General features: G+C 64.5%; 20 protein-coding genes (1 of these 20 cut by a window edge). 17 read left to right on the forward strand and 3 right to left on the reverse strand.

From position 1 onward, the window contains the following. Positions 1-257 carry the 5' portion of a CaiB/BaiF CoA transferase family protein gene (locus KSS93_RS01375; RefSeq protein ID WP_217886846.1) on the reverse strand. 964 nt of this gene lie to the left of the window's left edge, so only the first 257 of its 1221 coding nucleotides appear in the window; its start codon is at positions 255-257; its stop codon lies off the left edge, out of view. A gap of 15 nt (positions 258-272) precedes the next feature. Then, positions 273-1454 carry an acyl-CoA dehydrogenase gene (locus tag KSS93_RS01380; protein WP_217886847.1) on the reverse strand — a complete coding sequence of 394 codons (1182 nt, stop codon included), beginning with the start codon at positions 1452-1454 and terminating at the stop codon, positions 273-275. 164 nt (positions 1455-1618) lie between these two features. Between KSS93_RS01380 and KSS93_RS01385 the strand changes: the two genes are divergently transcribed. From KSS93_RS01385 to KSS93_RS01430, 10 genes are all read left to right on the forward strand, one after another. Further along, complete coding sequence (locus KSS93_RS01385; protein WP_217886848.1) at positions 1619-2518, forward strand: LysR family transcriptional regulator; 900 nt, start codon at positions 1619-1621, stop codon at positions 2516-2518. Positions 2519-2955: 437 nt separating this feature from the next. Further along, entirely contained in the window at positions 2956-4077 is a 1122-nt protein-coding gene (locus KSS93_RS01390; RefSeq protein WP_217886849.1) for a Re/Si-specific NAD(P)(+) transhydrogenase subunit alpha, read from the forward strand. Positions 4078-4088: 11 nt separating this feature from the next. After that, complete coding sequence (locus tag KSS93_RS01395) at positions 4089-4403, forward strand: NAD(P) transhydrogenase subunit alpha part 2 (protein ID WP_008097413.1); 315 nt, start codon at positions 4089-4091, stop codon at positions 4401-4403. A gap of 2 nt (positions 4404-4405) precedes the next feature. Continuing rightward, positions 4406-5842, forward strand: coding sequence for an NAD(P)(+) transhydrogenase (Re/Si-specific) subunit beta (locus KSS93_RS01400; protein ID WP_217886850.1), 1437 nt, complete (start codon positions 4406-4408; stop codon positions 5840-5842). Positions 5843-6027: 185 nt separating this feature from the next. Further along, entirely contained in the window at positions 6028-7521 is a 1494-nt protein-coding gene (gene scpC, locus KSS93_RS01405; RefSeq protein ID WP_217886851.1) for a succinyl-CoA:acetate CoA-transferase ScpC, read from the forward strand. Between the two features lie 386 nt (positions 7522-7907). Next, positions 7908-8123, forward strand: coding sequence for a DUF1127 domain-containing protein (locus KSS93_RS01410; protein ID WP_217841181.1), 216 nt, complete (start codon positions 7908-7910; stop codon positions 8121-8123). 297 nt (positions 8124-8420) lie between these two features. Then, complete coding sequence (locus tag KSS93_RS01415) at positions 8421-8738, forward strand: DUF2388 domain-containing protein (protein ID WP_217886852.1); 318 nt, start codon at positions 8421-8423, stop codon at positions 8736-8738. Between the two features lie 88 nt (positions 8739-8826). Continuing rightward, complete coding sequence (locus KSS93_RS01420; protein WP_217886853.1) at positions 8827-9117, forward strand: DUF2388 domain-containing protein; 291 nt, start codon at positions 8827-8829, stop codon at positions 9115-9117. Between the two features lie 38 nt (positions 9118-9155). After that, positions 9156-9476 (forward strand): DUF2388 domain-containing protein, encoded by a 321-nt coding sequence (locus KSS93_RS01425; RefSeq protein ID WP_217841178.1) that lies wholly within the window; start codon positions 9156-9158, stop codon positions 9474-9476. Continuing rightward, positions 9473-11431, forward strand: coding sequence for a DUF7844 domain-containing protein (locus KSS93_RS01430; protein WP_217886854.1), 1959 nt, complete (start codon positions 9473-9475; stop codon positions 11429-11431). The genes KSS93_RS01425 and KSS93_RS01430 overlap by 4 nt, the downstream gene beginning before the upstream one ends. A 160-nt stretch (positions 11432-11591) precedes the next feature. Here KSS93_RS01430 and KSS93_RS01435 read toward each other — a convergent pair whose 3' ends face one another. Beyond that, positions 11592-11993 (reverse strand): GFA family protein, encoded by a 402-nt coding sequence (locus KSS93_RS01435; RefSeq protein ID WP_217886855.1) that lies wholly within the window; start codon positions 11991-11993, stop codon positions 11592-11594. Between the two features lie 265 nt (positions 11994-12258). Here KSS93_RS01435 and KSS93_RS01440 point away from each other — a divergent pair, with 265 nt between their 5' ends. The 7 genes from KSS93_RS01440 to KSS93_RS01470 all read left to right on the forward strand — a co-directional run bounded on the left by KSS93_RS01440 (position 12259) and on the right by KSS93_RS01470 (position 21167). Beyond that, positions 12259-13566: a CitMHS family transporter gene (locus tag KSS93_RS01440; protein WP_217886856.1), complete on the forward strand. Its 1308-nt coding sequence runs from the start codon at positions 12259-12261 to the stop codon at positions 13564-13566. Positions 13567-13638: 72 nt separating this feature from the next. Continuing rightward, positions 13639-14409 carry a TerC family protein gene (locus KSS93_RS01445; RefSeq protein ID WP_217886857.1) on the forward strand — a complete coding sequence of 257 codons (771 nt, stop codon included), beginning with the start codon at positions 13639-13641 and terminating at the stop codon, positions 14407-14409. A 287-nt stretch (positions 14410-14696) separates the two neighbouring features. Beyond that, positions 14697-16355, forward strand: a complete 1659-nt coding sequence (locus KSS93_RS01450) for a Na/Pi cotransporter family protein (protein WP_217886858.1) — start codon at positions 14697-14699, stop codon at positions 16353-16355. 30 nt (positions 16356-16385) lie between these two features. After that, positions 16386-17768 carry a M16 family metallopeptidase gene (locus KSS93_RS01455; protein ID WP_217886859.1) on the forward strand — a complete coding sequence of 461 codons (1383 nt, stop codon included), beginning with the start codon at positions 16386-16388 and terminating at the stop codon, positions 17766-17768. Positions 17769-17891: 123 nt separating this feature from the next. Then, the gene (locus KSS93_RS01460) at positions 17892-18914 is read left to right on the forward strand and encodes a DUF5924 family protein (protein ID WP_217886860.1); all 1023 of its coding nucleotides are present in this window, start codon (positions 17892-17894) and stop codon (positions 18912-18914) included. Positions 18915-19266: 352 nt separating this feature from the next. Beyond that, positions 19267-20385, forward strand: a complete 1119-nt coding sequence (locus tag KSS93_RS01465; protein ID WP_217886861.1) for an ABC transporter permease — start codon at positions 19267-19269, stop codon at positions 20383-20385. Then, complete coding sequence (locus KSS93_RS01470; protein ID WP_217886862.1) at positions 20382-21167, forward strand: ABC transporter ATP-binding protein; 786 nt, start codon at positions 20382-20384, stop codon at positions 21165-21167. The genes KSS93_RS01465 and KSS93_RS01470 overlap by 4 nt, the downstream gene beginning before the upstream one ends. Position 21168: the final 1 nt, after the last annotated feature.

Below are 21168 nucleotides of genomic sequence, written 5' to 3' on the forward strand. Positions count from 1 at the left end.
TGGCCTTCCGGCTGGGTGAAGTCGATGGTCACCGAACGCTTGTTGCGATTGGCCGACAGGTAATAGGCCGCCTCACTGGTGTTCTCACCGAAAGCGTCCTTGAGGAAGGGCGGCCCCCAGGCGCGGGTATCGTCACCGGCGCCCGGCCGCTCGACCTTGATCACATCCGCCCCAAGGTCGGCGAGAATCTGCCCTGACCACGGGCCTGCCAGCACCCGAGAAAGATCCAGCACCCGCAGATGGGAAAGCGCGCCCATGGCCTGGCTCCTCTATCAATAGAACGCCTGGATACCAGTTTGCGCACGCCCCAGGATCAGCGCATGCACGTCATGGGTGCCTTCATAGGTGTTGACCACCTCAAGGTTGACCAGGTGGCGGGCCACACCGAACTCATCGGAGATGCCATTGCCGCCGAGCATGTCACGGGCCATACGGGCGATATCCAAGGCCTTGCCGCAGGAATTGCGCTTCATGATCGAGGTGATTTCCACCGCCGCAGTGCCTTCGTCCTTCATCCGCCCCAGGCGCAGGCAACCCTGCAGGCCCAGGGTGATCTCGGTCTGCATGTCAGCCAGTTTTTTCTGGATCAATTGGTTGGCGGCCAACGGGCGGCCGAACTGCTGGCGGTCCAGGGTGTACTGGCGCGCGGTGTGCCAGCAGGCTTCGGCGGCGCCCAGCGCACCCCACGAGATGCCATAGCGAGCCGAGTTCAAGCAGGTGAACGGGCCCTTCAGGCCGCGCACATCCGGGAAGATGTTCTCTTCGGGCACAAACACGTTGTCCATGACGATTTCGCCAGTGATCGAGGCGCGCAGCCCGACCTTGCCGTGAATCGCCGGGGCGCTCAGGCCTTCCCAGCCCTTTTCCAGCACAAAGCCGCGGATGTCGCCGGCATCGTCCTTGGCCCAGACCACGAACACATCGGCAATCGGGCTGTTGGTGATCCACATCTTGGCGCCGCTCAGGCGGTAACCGCCGTCGACCTTGCGCGCCCGGGTGATCATCGAGCCCGGGTCGGAGCCGTGGTTGGGCTCGGTCAGGCCGAAGCAGCCGATCCACTCACCACTGGCGAGTTTGGGCAGGTACTTCTGCTTCTGCGCCTCGGTGCCGAATTCATTGATCGGCACCATCACCAGCGACGACTGCACGCTCATCATCGAGCGGTAGCCCGAGTCGATACATTCCACCTCGCGGGCAATCAGGCCGTAGCACACATAGTTCAGCCCACTGCCGCCGTACTGCTCGGGGATGGTCGCACCCAACAGGCCCACTTCGCCCATCTCGCGGAAAATCGCCGGGTCAGTCTGCTCGTGGCGGAAGGCTTCCAGCACGCGCGGGGCCAGCTTGTCCTGGGCGAAGCTGTAGGCGCTGTCACGCACCATGCGTTCTTCTTCGGTGAGCTGCTGGTCGAGCAGCAGCGGGTCGATCCAGTTGAAGCTTGCTTTACCGGCCATGTGCGGGTTCCTCGAATACGGGGGAGGTAAAAATTGCGTTGCATTGATCCTAGGCCCGAACCACCCGTGCGACAAACGAGGATTGCGCACGCTTTAGTGATATTTTCTCACTTCGTAACGCACCGAAAGCAGCCCCAACCCGCCGACAAGTGAGGTTAACGTACATGCGCCGCAAGATCCCCAGCACCACCGCACTGGTCTGCTTCGAAGCGGCCGCACGCCACGAGAGCTTCACCAAGGCCGCCCAGGAGCTGGCCCTGACCCAGGGCGCCGTCTGTCGACAAATCGGTGGGCTGGAGGCCTTCCTCAACGTTGAACTGTTCCGCCGCTCGCGCCGCGGCGTGAAGCTGACCGAGGCCGGCCTGTCCTACAGTCGCCAGGTATCCGCGCAGCTGGACGCGGTGGAACGCGACACCCTGTCGGTAATGCGCCAACAAGGCGCCAACGTGATCGAGCTGGCGGTGGTGCCCACCTTCGGCACCCAGTGGTTGCTGCCCCGGCTCAAGGACTTCCAGCAACGCCACCCCGAAGTCACCGTCAACCTCACCAACCGCACCCGGCCATTCCTGTTTGCCGATACCCCGTTCGATGCCGCCATCTACTTTGGCGACGCCGACTGGTCCGGCACCCAGGCCCACCGCCTGATGGGCGAGAACCCCGTGCCGGTGTGCAGCCCGGCAGTACTGGGCGGGCAGGGCAGCCTCGATGCACTGCGCATCGCCGAGCTGCCGCTGCTGCAGCAGACCACCCGCCCTTACGCCTGGCGGCAGTGGTTCGACGGCCTGGGCATGAGCGTGGAACGCGACATGACCGGCCCGCGCTACGAGCTGTTTTCCATGCTCGCCCAGGCAGCCATGCACGAGATGGGCGTCGCGCTGATCCCGCCGTTCCTGATCCAGCGCGAGTTGCAGGAGGGCAGGTTGGTGGTCGCAAACAGGCATGCCCTGGCCAGCGACAAGGCCTACCATCTGATGATCCCGGAGCGAAAGGTGGAATCCGCTTCACTACGGGCGTTTCGCGACTGGCTGGTGGCCCAGGCCCGGCAGTATACCGGCACGCAATAAGCGCAAAACGGCGAAACTGACCCCGTAGTCAATAATTTTGAACACCTACAGATATATGGATTTGTCGCATATCCGTAATCTGTTCCGTTGTCTGTGAAAAACCCCATCAACCCTAGTAAGCGCGCGGGTTTGCGGCTTATTTTGCGACATTCACCGAGCCGTGGGCGAATATCAGCAAAATTTTTCAGAATTTCTCCTAACCTCCAGATAGCGCGTGCTTGAAGGGTTTGAACCAGTTCGTTGCGACATACGGTCACAGGGTGACTTGTAGTTTTAAGTTCGTATCGCTCCAGAACCGGTTGAAGGCCCCCGGGTTCGTCTGCAAAATGCCTCCCCCGCCCGGGATCCGGCGGGGTCGTGCTCTACGACCGCCCAGCTGCGCCATACGAAGTGCGCTGGTTTCTACAAAGACAAAAGGTCACCGCAGGAGAAAAGTCGTGCACATTGGTGTTCCTCTCGAGACGCAGACCGGTGAGACAAGGGTCGCTGCGACCCCGGAAACCATCAAGAAACTGATCGGCCAAGGCCATCAGGTCACCGTGCAACGGGGCGCAGGGCTCAAAGCCAGCATTCCCGATGCCGCCTATGAAGCCGTGGGCGCCAAGCTGGGCGAAGCTGCCGATGCCTTTGCCGCGCAACTGGTGCTCAAGGTGGTCGCGCCCAATGACCAGGAGCTTGCGCTGATCAACAGCGGGAGCCTGCTGGCAGGCATGCTCAACCCGTTCAACAGCGAACTGATCGCCAAGATGGCCGAACGCGGCATCACCGCCTTCGCGCTGGAAGCTGCGCCACGCACCTCGCGGGCGCAGAGCCTCGACGTGCTGTCGTCCCAGGCCAACATCGCCGGCTACAAGGCCGTGTTGCTGGCCGCCCACCACTACCCGCGCTTCATGCCCATGCTGATGACTGCTGCCGGCACAGTGAAGGCCGCACGCGTGCTCATCCTCGGCGCCGGTGTGGCCGGCCTGCAGGCCATCGCCACGGCCAAACGCCTGGGGGCGGTGATCGAGGCGTCCGACGTGCGCCCGGCAGTGAAGGAGCAGATCGAGTCGCTGGGGGCCAAGTTCATCGACGTGCCCTTTGATACCGACGAGGAGCGCGAGTGCGCCCAAGGTGTGGGCGGCTATGCCCGGCCAATGCCGGCCAGCTGGATGCAGCGCCAGGCCCAGGCCGTGCACGAGCGCGCCAAGCAGGCCGACATCGTCATCACCACGGCATTGATCCCCGGCCGCAAGGCACCGACCCTGCTCAGCGCCGAGACCGTGGCGCAGATGAAACCCGGCTCGGTGGTCATCGACCTGGCTGCAGCCCAAGGCGGCAACTGCCCGCTGACCGTCGCCGACCAGGTGGTGCAGCACAACGGCGTGACCATCGCCGGCCCCACCAACCTGCCCGCGCAGGTGGGTGCCGATGCCTCGGCGCTGTACGCCCGCAACCTTCTGGACTTCACGAAGCTGCTGTTCGACAAGGACGGCAACCTGGTCATCAACCTTGAAGACGACATCGTCGCCGCGTGCCTGATGTGCCGCGACGGCCAGGTCGTGCGCAACAACGGCTGAGGAGCACGACAATGGAAGACATGCTGATTTCCCACGGCATCTACAACCTGATCATCTTCGTGCTGGCCATCTATGTGGGCTACCACGTGGTGTGGAACGTCACCCCGGCCCTGCACACCCCGCTGATGGCCGTGACCAACGCCATTTCCGCCATCGTCATCGTCGGCGCCATGCTGGCCGCCGCGCTGACCGTGACCCCCGCCGGCAAAGTCATGGGCACCCTGGCCGTGGCGCTGGCCGCAGTCAACGTGTTCGGTGGCTTCCTGGTCACCCGCCGCATGCTGGAAATGTTCAAGAAGAAAACCAAGAACGAGGCGCAGAAGTAAACATGAGCATGAATCTGGTAACGCTTCTGTACCTGGTCGCCTCGGTTTGCTTCATCCAGGCGCTCAAGGGCCTCTCGCACCCCACCACCTCGCGGCGCGGCAACCTGTTCGGCATGCTCGGCATGGGTATCGCGATCGTCACTACCGTCGGGCTGATCTACAAGCTCGGGGCTGAGCTAGCCACAGCCGGCATCGGCTACGTGATCGTCGGCCTGCTGGTCGGCGGCACCGCCGGCTCGATCATGGCCAAGCGCGTCGAGATGACCAAGATGCCCGAGCTGGTCGCCTTCATGCACAGCATGATCGGCCTGGCGGCAGTGTTCATAGCCATCGCGGCCGTGCTGGAGCCGCAATCGATGGGTATCGTCGCCGCCATCAGCGACCCGATCCCCACCGGCAACCGCCTGGAGCTGTTCCTCGGTGCGGCCATCGGTGCCATTACCTTCTCCGGTTCCGTGATCGCCTTCGGCAAACTGTCGGGCAAGTACAAGTTCCGCCTGTTCCAGGGCGCACCGGTACAGTTTGCCGGCCAGCACAAGCTGAACCTGATCCTGGGCCTGGCCACCATCGCCCTGGGCCTGCTGTTCACCTTCACCGGCCATTACAGCGCCTTCACCCTGATGCTGGCCCTGGCCTTCATCATGGGCGTGCTGATAATCATCCCCATCGGCGGCGCCGACATGCCGGTGGTGGTGTCGATGCTCAACAGCTACTCGGGCTGGGCGGCGGCCGGTATCGGCTTTTCGCTGAACAACTCGATGCTGATCATCGCTGGCTCCCTGGTGGGTTCGTCCGGTGCCATCCTCTCGTACATCATGTGCAAGGCGATGAACCGCTCGTTCTTCAACGTGATCCTCGGCGGTTTCGGTGGCGATACCGACGCCGGCGCCGCACAGGGCTCGAAGGAGCAGCGCCCGGTGAAGTCCGGTTCGGCCGACGACGCCACCTTCCTGCTGAGCAACGCCGACAGCGTGATCATCGTCCCCGGCTACGGCCTGGCGGTGGCCCGTGCCCAGCACGCGCTCAAGGAGCTGACCGAAAAGCTGACCCACAACGGCGTGACCGTGAAGTACGCGATCCACCCGGTGGCGGGGCGCATGCCCGGGCACATGAACGTGCTGCTGGCCGAGGCCGAAGTGCCCTACGACCAGGTATTCGAGATGGAAGACATCAACGCCGAGTTCGGCCAGGCCGACGTGGTGCTGGTGCTGGGCGCCAACGACGTGGTCAACCCGGCGGCGAAGAACGACCCGAAATCGCCGATTGCCGGCATGCCGATCCTCGAGGCGTTCAAGGCCAAGACCATCATCGTCAACAAGCGCTCCATGGCCAGCGGCTACGCGGGCCTGGACAACGAACTGTTCTACTTGGACAAGACCATGATGGTGTTCGGTGACGCCAAGAAGGTCATCGAAGACATGGTCAAGGCCGTCGAGTAAACGCGCCTCTATATATAGAAGCGCATAAGCCCCCCGGGAGTTATTCCCGGGGGCCTTTGCATTTGCCTGATCCAGATCAACGGCTCTGTTTCGCGGCCTGGCATACGACCATGGTCGCGGGACGGCACTGGGCTAAATCTCTAGACTGCGCTCCCAGTAGCTTCAGTAGCCTGAGATAACAATCCATGTACCGTGATCGTATCCGCTTGTCCTCCCTGCACAGCAAGGTAATGAGTGCGGCTGATGCCGCTGGCCTGATCCAGAACGGCATGACCGTCGGCATGAGCGGTTTCACCCGCGCCGGCGAAGCCAAGGCGGTGCCCCACGCACTGGCCGAGCGCGCAAAACAGTCGCCGCTGAAGATCAGCCTGATGACCGGCGCAAGCCTGGGCAACGACCTCGACAAACAGCTGACCGAGGCCGGCGTGCTGGCCCGGCGCATGCCGTTCCAGGTCGACAGCACCCTGCGCAAGGCCATCAACGACGGCCAGGTGATGTTCATCGACCAGCACCTGTCGGAAACCGTCGAGCAACTGCGCAACAAGCAACTGACCCTGCCGGACATCGCGGTCATCGAAGCGGTGGCGATCACCGAACAGGGCCACATCGTGCCGACCACCTCCGTCGGTAACTCGGCCAGCTTCGCCATCTTCGCCAAGCAGGTCATCGTCGAGATCAACCTGTCGCACAACGCCAACCTCGAAGGCCTGCACGACATCTATATCCCGACCTATCGCCCAACCCGCACGCCGATCCCGCTGGTGAAGGTCGATGACCGCATCGGCAGCACCGCCATTCCGATCGACCCGGCCAAGATCGTCGGCATCGTCATCAGCGACCAGCCAGACTCGCCGTCCACCGTGCTGCCACCGGACCACGAAACCCAAGGCATCGCCGACCACCTGATCGCCTTCCTCAAAGGCGAAGTGGACGCCGGGCGCATGAGCAACAACCTCGGCCCGCTGCAAGCCGGCATCGGCAGCATCGCCAACGCGGTGATGTGCGGCCTGATCGACTCGCCGTTCGAAGACCTGACCATGTACTCCGAAGTGCTGCAGGACTCGACCTTCGACCTGATCGACGCCGGCAAGCTGCGCTTTGCCTCGGGCAGCTCGATCACCCTGTCGAGCCGGCGCAACGCCGACGTGTTCGGTAACCTCGAGCGCTACAAAGACAAGCTGGTGCTGCGTCCGCAGGAAATCTCCAACCACCCTGAAGTGGTGCGGCGCTTAGGCATCATCGGCATCAACACCGCGCTTGAGTTCGACATCTACGGCAACGTCAACTCCACCCACGTGTGCGGCACCCGCATGATGAACGGCATCGGCGGCTCGGGCGACTTCGCCCGCAACGCCCACCTGGCGATCTTCGTCACCAAGTCGATCGCCAAGGGCGGCGCGATTTCCAGCGTGGTGCCGATGGTCAGCCACGTCGACCACACCGAGCACGACGTCGACATCCTGGTTACCGAAGTGGGCCTGGCCGACCTGCGTGGCCTGGCGCCACGCGAGCGCGCCCGGGCGATCATCGACAACTGCGTACACCCGGACTTCCGCGCGGCGCTCAACGACTACTTCGAGCGCGCCTGCCAACGCGGCGGCCACACCCCGCACATTCTGCGCGAAGCGCTGAGCTGGCACGAAAACCTGGAAGAAACCGGGCGCATGCTGGCTAGCTGATCCCGTTACACCTCGATAACGCACTCGCCGGCAAGCCGGCTCCTACAGTGACCACGCATCCCTGTAGAAGCCGGCTTGCCGGCGATTGCGTCCTGAAACACCACAACAGATTCAGCGCCCGCACAACTGACAGCCAAAAACTGTTTTACTGTACCGGTAAATTCCTACAACTCCGCGCCACCCATCCTACCTAGCAGGCGTTTTTGCACCATGCTAGTGCAGACCAGTACAGTATCGCCAATTTCGGGTGCAACAGTCGCATTACACAGTTAACTGAGTGAGCACATTACTACTGAACTGTATCTACTGTTATGGACAACGGAGGAGGAAGATGGGCACCAGTTAAATCACTATCTAATCCCGCCATAAGCGGAAGGACGTAAATCATGGAACGTACCCTCAGTTCCGGTCTGGTCTTCGAAAGCAACGCCCAAGCCTCCAGCACTTCGCTGCCGCTGCGCGCACTGTCCACCCTGCTGCTGTGGCAGCGCCGCATGGCCAGCCGCCGTCAACTGGCTCGCCTGGACGCCCGCCTGCTGGCCGACGCCGGTATCAGCGAATCGCAGCGTTACGAAGAGCTCAGCAAGCCGTTCTGGCGCTAAGCTTCGGTAGCCGGCCCCGGCCGGCACCGCGAATTCTCAAGAACCCGTCGCAGGTGACTGCGACGGGTTTTTTGTTTGTGATGCCCGGGCCAGAGCGGCTTACAGCACACACCTGCACAGTTATATAAAAAACAAAAACAACAAGTACAGTTACGAATTGTGATGTTTAGCGCTTCCGGGCAAGCGAACCGAGGCGTGTTACGCTTGTCCTACACGCCTGGCAGTAAAGTACCGTGACGAGCCAAGCGAGCGTCCGATAACCAGAACCCTCCCGACCCTGTACAGGAGTCCAGCAAAATGTCCCGTTATCATCTGATTGGCGCCGCCTTGCTGCTGTCGCTTGCCGGTGCCGCACAAGCCACAAGCTTTGTGGTGACCACCGACGCCATCGTGCGCGCCGGTGCCGGCACCACCGATGCCACCTCCGACGTCACCTCGTCGCTGCGTGACGACAAGATCGTCAAGGCCGCCCGTGACGACGCCGCCAGCTTCGTCGGCAGCGAAGGCGCCATCCGCGGTGCCTCGCTGGAAAGCGCGTTCCTGCACATCCGCCAGCAAATGCCCGAGCTGCAAGCCAGCGACGCGCAACTGGCCCGCGCAATCCTGGCCCTCTGACTCAAGCCTTAGACCCCGGATTCACTGGCCCTGCCCAGCGCATCCGGGGTAGCCTTCGTTGCCCGAAACCACTGCCACCCGAGAGCCCATGCGTTACTTGCCCTTGCTGTTCGCCCTCGCCGGTGTGGGAAGCGCCCATGCCATGGATGTCACCACCCAAAGCCTCGTCGGTACCGGTTATGTCACAAGCCAAGTGACCACCGCGCCGTTCGATCGCAAGATCGTCGCCGCCGCCCGTGACGACGCTGCAGCTTTCGTTGCCACTGACGGCCTCATTCGCGGCGCCCGCCTGCAGGCGGCGCTGGTTTCGCTGCGTGCACAGCACAGCTGTCACTCTGTCGGCGACCTTGAACTGGCCGAGGCAATTCTCGTCCAATGAACACCCCCTGACTCCTTTGTATCTTCTGGAGATGCTCCATGCGTAAACCGCTGATCGCCGCTGCCCTCGGCATGCTTGTACTGGCCGACATGGCCCAGGCCCACACCCTGGTGGCCACCAGCAACATCATCGTCCGTGCCTCTGGCCGCTCGATCGACTTCACCTCCGACACCACTACTTCGATTCGCGATTCGAAAGTGGTCCGCGATGCCCACGACGACGCAGCCAGCTTCGTCGCCAGCAACGGCGACATCCGTGGCGCCCAGCTTGAGGCCGCGTTCAAGGCCCTGCGCACGCAGCTGCCTGAAGCGCGCGATGCCAGCGACCAGGTACTGGCCGAAGCCATCCTTTCGCTGTGAAGCGCGCGCGTGCCTGGCTGCTCGGCTGCGCCCTGACGCTGCTCGGCACGCCCGCCCTGGCCGACCTGCAGCTGGTGCTGCAGGCTGACGGCCTGAACCAAGCCCAGCAACACGCCACCCAACAGTTGCTCGACGAAGCCATGGCCAAACTGCCGCCACGCTTCAGGCAGCAACTCGACCGCCAGGTGCTGGTCAGCTGGACCGAGCGTATGCCCGACGACGCCTACGGCCAGGCCAGCCCGGTATCCACCCTCGACCTCAACCGGCGCCTGTTGCCGGGGCTGGTGGATGGCAGCGACCGCAATGAGAAGACCAACCGCCCCCACGGCACCGTGCACGAAGAGCTGCTGGCCACCGTGCTGCATGAGCTCACCCACATTTACGACCGTGCCCGCCTGTGGCCTACCGCCGAGCGCCAGCTGATCAACCGCTGCAAGCGCCAGCAGGGTGCCCTGGGCAAGGTCGGCCTGCCCGGTGACTGCCGTGGCCAGGCCGAACGCCGCTTCACCCTGAGCGACGACCCGCGCCTGCTCGACCTCGCCGGTTGGCCGCAGTACGTCGGCCGGCGCGGCGAGCGCGAACAGCACAACGGCCAGCTGGTACGCAGCCCCGACCCCTACGAGCTGAGCAGCCCGAAAGAATTCATCGCGGTCAACATGGAGTACTTCCTCCTCGACCCCAGCTATGCCTGCCGCCGCCCGGCCCTGAACCACTACCTGCGCGAGCATTTCGGCTGGGCGCCACAGCAAAGCGCCTGTGAAAAGAGCCTGCCGTTCCTCAACGCCGGCAACGACTTCGCCCGCCAGCCACTGGGCGAAATCGACCCCGAGCGGGTCTACGAAGTGGACTACCTGCTCGCCGAAGCCAACCAGAACTGGGTCAGCCGCTGGGGCCACAGCATGCTGCGCCTGGTGATCTGCGCCCCCGGCCGGCCGCGCGGCCCCGACTGCCGCCTGGACCTCGACCAGAGCCTGGTGCTGTCGTACCGCGCTTTCGTCAACGACGTGCAGTTGTCCAGCTGGGACGGCCTGACCGGCGCCTACCCGTCGCGGCTGTTCGTGCTGCCGCTGGGCCAGGTGATCGACGAATACACCAAGACCGAGCTGCGCAGCCTGGCCTCGGTACCGCTCAAGCTCAGCCGCGACGAAATCGAAAACCTGGTGCGCCAGGCCGCCGAGATGCACTGGAGCTACGACGGCAATTACTACTTCCTGTCCAACAACTGCGCCGTGGAGTCGCTCAAGCTGCTGCGCAGCGGCACCGGCAATGCGCGCCTGGCCGACCTCGACGCAATCATGCCCAACGGCCTGCTGGAAGTACTCAGGGGCCGCGGCCTGGCCGACACCAGCGTGCTCGACGACCCGCGCGAGGCGCTGCGCCTGGGCTACCGCTTCGACTCCTACCGCGACCGCTACCAGGCCATGTTCGATGTGCTGAAAAAGCAGCTGCCGGTAAAACAGACCAACGTCGAAGACTGGCTGGCTCTGGACGCCGAACAGCGCCGCCCGTGGTTCGAACGCGCCGATTTGCGCACCAGCGCGGCGTTGCTGCTGCTCGAGCAGGCCGGCCTGCGCCGCCAGTTGCTGCTGGCCCAGGACGAGGTGAAGCAGCGTTACCTCAACGAGCGGGCAATCAAAGACGGCAGTTTCGACAAGGCCAACGAGACGCTGCAGGCGATGCTGGCCAACAGCGGCTTCCTCAGCCGCCCGGCAGAGCTGCTGGGGGCAGGGGGCTACGGTCTGCCGCAGCCCGAAGAGCGCAAGCAGCTGGAGCAGGTGAGCAGCGAGCGCCAGGCGCAACTGCTGAGCCTTAGCACCACGCTGGACCAGCAGGTGAGGGCGCTGCTGGGGCCGGAGCGGGGCAGGCAGATCAAGGCCGTGGAAGCCAACATCAAGCAGGTGGGTGAGCACCTGCGCAAACTGCACAAGGCCGCAGGCGGGTTGCAGTTGCCCTGAGGGCCCCATCGCTCGATGTAGGAGCGGCCTTGTGCCGCGAAAGGCCCGCCTAGCGGGCCCGACGATATTGAATGGTGCGCAGATCCTGGGCCCGCTGCGCGAGCCTTTCGCGACACAAGGCCGCTCCTACAGTGATCGTGTCGCGCCAACGGCCCGGTTGCTAAAGCCGTTCCTCATCCTCCTCCGGCAACCCCTCATCCACCCGCATCCACGGCAAACGGCTACCCACCCAGATATGCCGGTTGGCCGGCACCCGCTCGGGGTGGTCCAGGGTCGCCACCGTCACATCCACGGTATCCGGGCTGTGGGTAGTCACCAGCGCCACATGCGCCCCGCAGCCGCCACAGAAATACCGGCTGCAACTGTCGGGTGCCACATAGCGCTGTGGCGACCCCGCCAGCCACTCGAAGTCTTTCAGTGCCACGCTCACCCAGGTCACCAACGTCCCGCCGCTGACCCGCCGGCAAATCGAACAATGGCAATGCGCGACATCGCTCAAATCGCCCCGCAACCGGTACCGTAGAGCGCCGCAATGGCACCCGCCCGTCACTTCATCCGTCATCCGCACGACCTCTTGTCGCCTCGCCACAGGCGAAAGCTGGCTGAAAGCTTGCCCGCATAGGATAGCGCCACTACCGGCGTCAGACCGGTCAGCCAGGGCACCCGGAACCTTCCGCGCCCGGCCCATCCAACAACAACAATGGTGATACTGATGTTTTCCCGTGCCCGCATGTCTGCAAGCCCTCTCCCGTTACTCCCCGCGCAGCGCCTGACGCGCTGATCCGCCCGAATCGTCTTCCCTTTCGCGCCACGCCTGGAGTACCGCCATGCTGACCTTCCTCGGCTTTGCCATGGTCATCACCTTCATGTACCTGATCATGACCAAGCGCCTGTCGGCCTTGATCGCGCTGATTCTGGTACCGATCCTGTTCGCCCTGTTCGGCGGCTTCTACAGCGACATCGGCCCGATGATGCTGCAAGGCATCAGCAAGCTCGCACCCACCGGCGTGATGCTGATGTTCGCCATCTTGTACTTCGCCCTGATGATCGACTCCGGCCTGTTCGACCCGGCCGTGCGCAAGATCCTCAAGCTGGTCAAGGGCGACCCGCTGAAAGTCTCGGTCGGCACCGCGGCGCTTGCCCTGGTGGTGTCCCTCGACGGTGACGGCGCCACCACCTACATGATCTGCTGCGCCGCCATGCTGCCGCTGTACAGCCGCTTAGGCATGAGCCCGCGGATCATGGCCGGCCTGATCATCCTCGCCGGCGGGGTGATGAACATGACCCCCTGGGGCGGCCCCACCGCCCGCGCCGCCAGCGCCCTGCACGTCGACCCGTCGGACATCTTCGTGCCGATGATCCCGGCCATGGCCTTCGGCGTGCTGGCAATCCTCGCCATCGCCTACTGGTACGGCCTGCGTGAACGCGCCCGGCTGGGCGAGCTGCACCTGCCCACCGACGACATCGACCACAGCGAAATCAGCGTGTCGCAGTTCCCTGAAGCGCGTCGCCCCAAGCTGATCTGGTTCAACGGCGCCCTGACCGCCGCGCTGATGGTGGCGCTGATCGCCGGCGTCCTGCCGCTGCCGGTGCTGTTCATGATCGCCTTCAGCATTGCCATGATCGTCAACTACCCGTGCCTGCAGCAGCAAAAAGACCGCATCGCCGCCCACGCCTCCAGCGTACTGGCAGTCAGCGGGCTGATCTTCGCGGCCGGTATCTTCACCGGCATCCTGTCGGGCACCGGCATGGTCGAGGCCATGTCCAAGAGCCTGCTGGCAGTGATTCCCGAGGCGTTCGGCCCGTACATGGCCGTGATCACCGCCATCGTCAGCATGCCGTTCACCTTCTTCATGTCCAACGACGCCTTCTACTACGGCGTGCTGCCGGTGCTGGCCGACTTTGCCAGCCACTACGGCGTCACCCCCGTAGAGATGGCCCGTGCCTCGATCGTCGGCCAGCCGGTGCACCTGCTCAGCCCGCTGGTACCCTCCACCTACCTGTTGGTGGCGCTGGCCGGCATCGAGTTCGGCGACCACCAACGCTTCACGCTCAAGTGGGCAGTGCTGGTGTGCCTGTGCATAATGCTCGCCGCGCTGGTTCTTGGGACTTTCCCGCTGTTCAGCAGTCTCTGATACAAACGCTCACGCAAACCGCCAGGCGCCTACACTCAAGGTGCCTGGCCTTCACCGCTCGAAGGAATACACATGGAATGGCTGACCAGCCCGGAAATCTGGGTTGCCTTTTTTACCCTCACGGCCCTTGAGATCGTGCTCGGGATCGACAACATCATCATGATCTCGATCCTGGTCAGCCGCATGCCCAAGCACATGCAGCCACGTACACGGATCTTCGGCCTGGCCCTGGCCATGGTCACGCGCATCCTGCTGCTGCTGTCGATCACCTGGGTCATGCGCCTCACCGACGATTTGTTCCAGGTGCTCGGCCAAGGTATCTCCGGGCGCGACCTGATTCTGTTCTTCGGCGGCCTGTTCCTGCTGTGGAAAAGCTCGCAAGAGATCTACCACGGCCTGGAAGGCGAGGACGAAAGCAGCGACGAGCCCAAGGGCGCCGGCGGCAAGTTCTTCTACACCATCATCCAGATCGCCATCATCGACATCGTGTTCTCGCTGGACTCGGTGATCACCGCAGTGGGCATGGTGTCCCATGTACCGGTGATGATCGCCGCGATCATCGTCGCGGTGCTGGTGATGATGCTCTGCGCCGGCACCATCAGCGACTTCATCGACAAGCACCCGTCGCTGAAGATGCTCGCGCTTTCGTTCCTGATCGTCGTCGGTACCGTGCTGATCGCCGAATCTTTCGACGTGCATGTACCCAAAGGCTACGTCTACTTCGCCATGGCCTTCTCGCTGGCGGTGGAGGCGATCAACATCCGCATGCGCACTGCCAAGGCGCGAAAAGAGGGCCTGGAACACGACCCGGTGAAACTGCGCAAGGACGTTCCGGGTCAATAAACCCTGGAGCGCGGTAAACAAAGGGCCCTTCGGGGCCCTTTTTGGTTTTTGCCTGCTCCGGCCCTATCGCCGGCAAGCCGGCTCCTACAGGGCTGAACGGCTCATTACTGGCGACAGGGACGGCAAATGTTTCAAAAGTATTTCAGCCATGCCAAGCTGGCAGCCACCACGCAAACCAACTAAAGCTTCAGTGAGCCCTGCAAAAAACCAACGCCCACCCCCGGGCCAGGCTCACCGCGTCACCCATTGGCCCCGCGCAGGGGCATAGAACAACAGGGGGCCTGACCATGCTGACCTTGCTCAACCTGCTCTCCGCCGTGGCCCTGCTGGTGTGGGGCACGCACATCGTGCGCACCGGCATCCTGCGGGTATACGGCTCGAACCTGCGCCGGGTGCTCAGCCAGAACATGAACAAGCGCCCGCTGGCGTTCATCGCCGGCATCGTCGTCACCGCCGTGGTGCAAAGCAGCAACGCCACAGCCATGCTGGTCACCTCGTTCGTTGGCCAGGGGCTGATGGTCATGACCCCGGCCCTGGCGATCATGCTCGGCGCCGACGTGGGTACCGCACTGATGGCCCGGGTGCTGACCTTCGACCTGTCCTGGCTGTCGCCGCTGCTGCTGTTCATCGGGGTGATCTTCTTCCTCTCGCGCAAGCAGACGCGCATCGGCCAGATGGGCCGGGTGGCCATCGGCCTGGGGCTGATCATCCTGGCCTTGCAATTGATCGTGCAGGCGGCGGCGCCGATCACCCACGCCCAAGGGGTGAAGGTGCTGTTTGCCTCGCTGACCGGCGATATCCTGCTGGACGCCCTGTTCGGCGCGCTGTTCGCCATGATTTCGTACTCAAGCCTTGCCGCCGTGCTGCTTACCGCCACCCTGGCCGGGGCCGAGGTGATCAGCCTGCCGGTGGCCATCGGCCTGGTGGTCGGCGCCAACATCGGCAGTGGTCTTTTGGCCTTCATCAGCACCAGCATGCAGAACACCGCCGGGCGCCGCGTGGCCCTGGGCAGCCTGTTGTACAAGCTGATCGGCCTGCTGCTGATCATCCCGGTGCTGCACCCGCTGGTGGAGTGGATGGACAGCCTGAGCTTCAGCCCGCAGGAGCTGGTGATCGGCTTCCACCTGCTCTACAACACCCTGCGCTGCCTGATCATGCTGCCCACCGTCACCTTCATGGGCCGCCTGTGCGACACCCTGCTGCCCGACCGCGAGCACAGCAACGGCCAGGTCAAACCGCGCCACCTCGACGCCTCGGCGCTGGCCACCCCCAGCCTGGCCCTGGCCAACGCCGCTCGCGAAACCCTGCGCCTGGGCGATCTGGTCGACAGCCTGCTCGAAGCCATGCTCGGCGCCCTGCGTGGCAGCCACACCGCCATGCCGCAGCAGGTGCGCGCCCTGGCCGAGGACGCCGAAGCGCTGTACAGCGCCATCAAGCTGTACCTGGCGCAAATGCCCCGCGAAGACTTGAGCGAAGCGGAAAACCGCCGCTGGGCCGAAACCATCGAGCTTGCCATCAACCTCAAGCTGGCCTGCGACCTGATCGAGCGCATGCTGCGCAAGGTGCAGCAGCAAAAGACCGCGCAGCGCCGCGAGTTCTCCCAGGTAGGGCTCGAAGAGCTCACCGGCCTGCAGGAGCAGTTGCTGTCCAACCTGCGCCTGGGGCTTTCGGTGTTCCTCAGCGCCGACCCCGAAAGCGCGCAGTTGCTGCTGCGCGAAAAACGCCGCTTCCGCGCCCAGGAACGGCGCCTGGCCCACGCCCATGTCAGCCGCTTGCAACGTAAAGTGGTGCAGAGTATCGAGACCAGTTCGCTACACTTGGAGCTCATCGCCGACATGAAGCGGTTGAACTCTTTGTTCTGCAGCAGTGCCTATGTGGTACTGGGCGGTACCGACACCGGCGGGCTGATGCTCGACAGCGTGCCGGACGAAGCCCGCCAGCCGTAAACACACGCACCCGGAGACCGAAGCTCGCCCATGCGTTGCCTGATGTTCGTTTGCCTGCTGATCCTGAGCCTGCCCAGCCTTGCCCTCGACCGTTCGCGGGTGGAGGGCTACCTGCTGCCCAACGGCCTGCAGGTGATCCTCAAGTCCGGCTATGAACGCGACCATGTGTCGATCCGCCTGGTGGTCGGGGTGGGCCTGGATGACTTCGACTGCAACCAGCGCGAGCTGCCGCACCTGCTGGAGCACCTGCTGTTCAGCGGCATCGACGAAACCGGCGAGGGCGGCCTGGAAGAGCGCCTGCAGGCCCTGGGCGGGGAGTGGAACGCCTTCACCAGCAGCGCCGACACCACCTTCGTGATCGAAGCCCCGGCGCGCAACCAGCGCAAGGTCCTCGACCTGCTGCTGGCCCTGCTGCGCGACACGCGCATCGACGCCAAGGCCCTGGCCACCGCCAAGCGCATCATCGAGCGCGAGGACGGCGGCCACTACGGCCACCTGCAGCGCTGGCTCGACCGCCAGCAGGTCGGCCACCCGGCCAGCGACCAGCTGGCCACCGAGCTGGGCCTCAAATGCGAAGAGCGCTCCGACCTGGAAGACATGACCCTGGAACAGGTGCAGCAGCTGCGCGAGCACTGGTACGCCGCCAACAACATGACGTTGATCGTGGTCGGCGGCCTCGACCGCCTGCTGCCGGCCTATCTGGAACGCACCTTTGCCGAGCTGCCGGCCAGCGAACCCGAAGAACGGCGCAACCTCGAGAGCATCAGCCGCCAGGCCGAGCAGCGCCGCGACCTGATCCGCGGCTGGCTGGGCGACAACGTCAAGCTGCACTGGCTGTTCGTCGAGCCGACACTCGAAGACGGCCACGACCAAACCCTGGAGCTGCTGTCGCGCTACCTGGACTGGGCCCTGTACGACCAGCTGCGCCTGCGCCACGGCCTGTCCTACGGCCCCTCGGCGCAGCGCGAGAGCTTCGGCGACAGCGGCCTGCTCAGCCTCAACGCCGACCTTGAGCGTGACGACCTCGACGCTGCGGTGAAGGTGCTCGAACAGCTGTTCGAGCACCTGCGCAAGCACGGCCTGGACCCGGACACCTTCGCCCGCATCAAGGAAGCCGCCATCGCCCGGGAGAGCTGGACCACCCAGGGCAACACGGCGCTGGCCGACTACTACTGGGGGGCGCTCAACGCCTATGAAAACGGCCGCTTCACCGACCCGGTGCGCCAGCTGCGCCAGGTCAGCCTCAAGCAGGCCGACGCGGCGCTGCAGCAACTGCTGAAAGAGCCGGGCTACCTGCGCATTGAAAAGCCGCTGCTGGGGTATGACGAGCTGTACGGGCTGGTAGCGCTGCTGCTGGGGCTGCTCGCCGCCGCCGGGCTGATCCGCTGGCGCCGCGCTACACGTCAGCACTGATTCGGCGGTATCCTTTATCCATTAAAGGACCTCATCGCGGCCAAGCCCGCTCCTACACCCTGTGGGAGCGGGCTTGCCCGCGATAGGGCCGGCACAGCCCCCAATATATTCTGTTGCAGACCCATGCCCCCAATCCCCAATTTCGTCCTGCGCCTGATCGAACTGCTCAAGCGCTACCCCGGCATCATCGCGCTCGGCGGCTTTCTTTCCGGTATCGGCAGCTTCATCCTGGTCGACCGCCAGGCCGGCCTTGCCAGCTGGATCGCCATCCTCATGCTGGTCAGCTGGGTCTGGCTGATGCTGGAGAACACCCTCACCGGCCTGTTCGCCCGCACCTTCAAGCGCGAGATCCCGCAGCCGCTGCTGCGCTACGCCACGCAGATGATCCACCAGGAAAGCCTGTTCTTCGTCCTGCCGTTCTTCTTCATCACCACCACCTGGAACAGCGGCCAGCTGATTTTCACAGGCCTGTTGGCCGGCGCCGGGCTGGTGTCGATCATCGACCCGCTGTACTACAAGTGGCTGGCCCCGCGGCGCTGGCTGTTCCTGGCGCTGCACACCCTGACCCTGTTCGCGGCGATGCTCACCGCGCTGCCGATCATCCTGCACCTGACCACAGCGCAAAGCTTCAAGCTGGCGCTGATTGCGGCCATGGTGCTGTCGTTCCCAAGCCTTGCCAGCAGCTTCCCGATCCGCACCTGGCGGCGCGGCGTGGCGCTGGTGCTGGTAACCCTGGCGGTGGGCGGCGGCGGCTGGCTGCTGCGTTCCTGGGTTCCGCCGGCCACCCTGTGGCTAACCGATGTGGCAGTGAGCACCGAAGTGATCAACCGCCAGCCGGGTGAATCGCTGGACGAGGTGCCCGCCAGCCGCATCCGCAACGGCGGGCTTTACGCCTATACCGCGATCAACGCGCCGCGCGGCCTGGACGAGCGCATCTACCACGTGTGGCAGCTGGACGGCAAAGAAGTCGACCGCATCGCTCTGGACATCCACGGTGGGCGTAAAGAGGGCTACCGGGCCTGGACCCACAAGCAGAACTTTCCGCCCAACCCGGTGGGCAAGTGGCAGGTGCGGGTGCTGACCGAAGATGGCCAGGTGATCGGCGTGCTGCGCTTCAAGGTGGTCGAGGACGTGCCGGCCGGTTGATTCAGCGCCCCTTGATGATCCAGAAGCTGGCGTGATCCATGTAGGAGATTACCCAGCCCTGCGGGCTGCGCTGTCGCGCAGAGAACTGGGCACGAACCCGCCGCGGCCCCTGTGGGAGCGGGCTTGCCCGCGAACACCGGCGAAGCCGGTGCCAGACACCGCGTCGCCTGCTTCGCGGTGGTTCGGCACCCCGACAAGCCCGCTCCCACAGGTCCCCGCTAAATCAATGAGTTATGTGCAGTTCTATGAGAGCCGGCTTGCCGGCGATGAGGCCAGCACATTTTCAACAAACCCCGGCCACCCCGCTGCGCTATGATCTGCCTCTGTGCCATTCGTCAGATGCAGGGAGCCTATGACCGCCCCGAGCGCCACCCTGGACCACCAGCAGCAGCCCACCCGCCTGCGCATCGCCGGTGACTGGACCCTGGCCCACTACGCCAGCCTCAAGCGCGAATGCGAGCGCCTTAAGTACCAGGCCGACACCCAGGTCGACCTCAGCCAGCTCGGCCGCCTCGACACCGCCGGCGCCTCGCTGCTGGCCGAACTGCTCGGGGCCGAGCGCCTGTCGCGCTGCACCAGCGACCTGCCCGAAGCCAGCCGCGCGCTGCTGCACAACGTCTACAGCTCGGTGCAGAACTACTGCATCCCGGTCAAACAACCCGAACGCCCGGTGCTGATCCAACTGCTGGCACGCATCGGCTGCGCCGTCGACACCCTGTGGCAGGACACCAAACAGGTATTGGGTTTCATCGGCCTGATCCTGCAAACCCTGTTCGTGCGCGCCTTCCAGCCCAGCCGCTGGCGGCTCACCCCTGTGGTCGCCCACCTTGAACAGACCGGCCTGGACGCCGCCCCCATCGTCGCCCTGCTGACCTTCCTGGTGGGCGCTGTGGTGGCCTTCCTCGGTGCCACGGTGCTGGCCGCCTTCGGTGCGACCATTTTCACCGTCGACCTGGTGGCGTTCTCGTTCCTGCGCGAATTCGCCGTGCTGCTGACCGCCATCCTCATGGCCGGGCGCACCGCCAGTGCCTTCACCGCGCAAATCGGCTCGATGAAGGCCAACGAAGAAATCGACGCCATCCGCACCCTGGGCCTGAACCCCATCGAGCTGCTGGTGGTACCACGGGTGCTGGCGCTGCTGATCGCCCTGCCGCTGCTGACCTTCGTCGCGATGATCTGCGGCATCGTCGGCGGCGCCGTGGTATGCGCGCTGTCGCTGGGCATCACCCCGGCCATGTTCCTGTCGCTGCTGCAAAGCGACATCGGCGTGCAGCACTTTCTGGTCGGCCTGGCCAAGGCGCCGTTCTTCGCCTTCCTGATCGCCGCCATCGGCTGCCTGGAGGGTTTCAAGGTCAGTGGCAGCGCCGAATCGGTCGGCGCCCACACCACCTCTGCCGTGGTCCAGTCGATCTTCGTGGTCATCGTGCTGGACGCAGTAGCGGCGCTGTTCTTCATGGAGATGGGCTGGTGAGCGAAGCCGTGATCGAGGCCCGCGGCCTGTGCAACCGTTTCGGCAGCCAGAGCGTGCACGAAAACCTCGACCTGGACCTGTACCGCGGCGAAATCCTCGCCGTGGTCGGCGGCTCGGGCAGCGGCAAGTCGGTGCTGCTGCGCAGCATCATCGGCCTGCGCCAGCCCAACGAGGGCCAGGTGAAGGTGTTCGGCCAGGACCTGGCCGCGGCCAGCGAGCAGCAACGTTCGCTGATCGAGCGGCGCTTCGGCGTACTGTTTCAGAAGGGCGCGCTGTTCTCGTCGCTGACCGTCACCGAAAACGTCGCCCTGCCGCTGATCGAGCACGCCGGCCTGTCGCGTGCCGACGCCGAGCACCTGGCCGGGGTAAAGCTGGCCCTGGCCGGGCTGCCGATCAGCGCCGCCGACAAGTACCCCGCCTCGCTGTCCGGCGGCATGATCAAGCGCGCCGCCCTGGCCCGCGCCCTGGCGCTGGACCCGGACATCCTGTTCCTCGACGAGCCCACCGCAGGCCTGGACCCGATCGGCGCCGCCGCCTTCGACCAGCTCATCCTCACCCTGCGCGACGCCCTGGGCCTGTCGGTGTTCCTGATCACCCACGACCTGGACACCCTCTACACCATCACCGACCGGGTGGCGGTGCTGTCGCAGAAGAAGGTGCTGGTGGCCGGCCCCTTGAGCGAAGTCGAGCAAACCGATGACGCCTGGATTCACGAATACTTTCACGGCCCGCGCGGCCGGGCGGCCGAAAGCGCCGCCCTGCGCGCCCGCCAGGAGCGCTGAA

It is taken from the genome of Pseudomonas xanthosomatis (genome assembly GCF_019139835.1).
In the GTDB taxonomy this organism is placed as follows: Bacteria; Pseudomonadota; Gammaproteobacteria; order Pseudomonadales; family Pseudomonadaceae; genus Aquipseudomonas; species Aquipseudomonas fakonensis.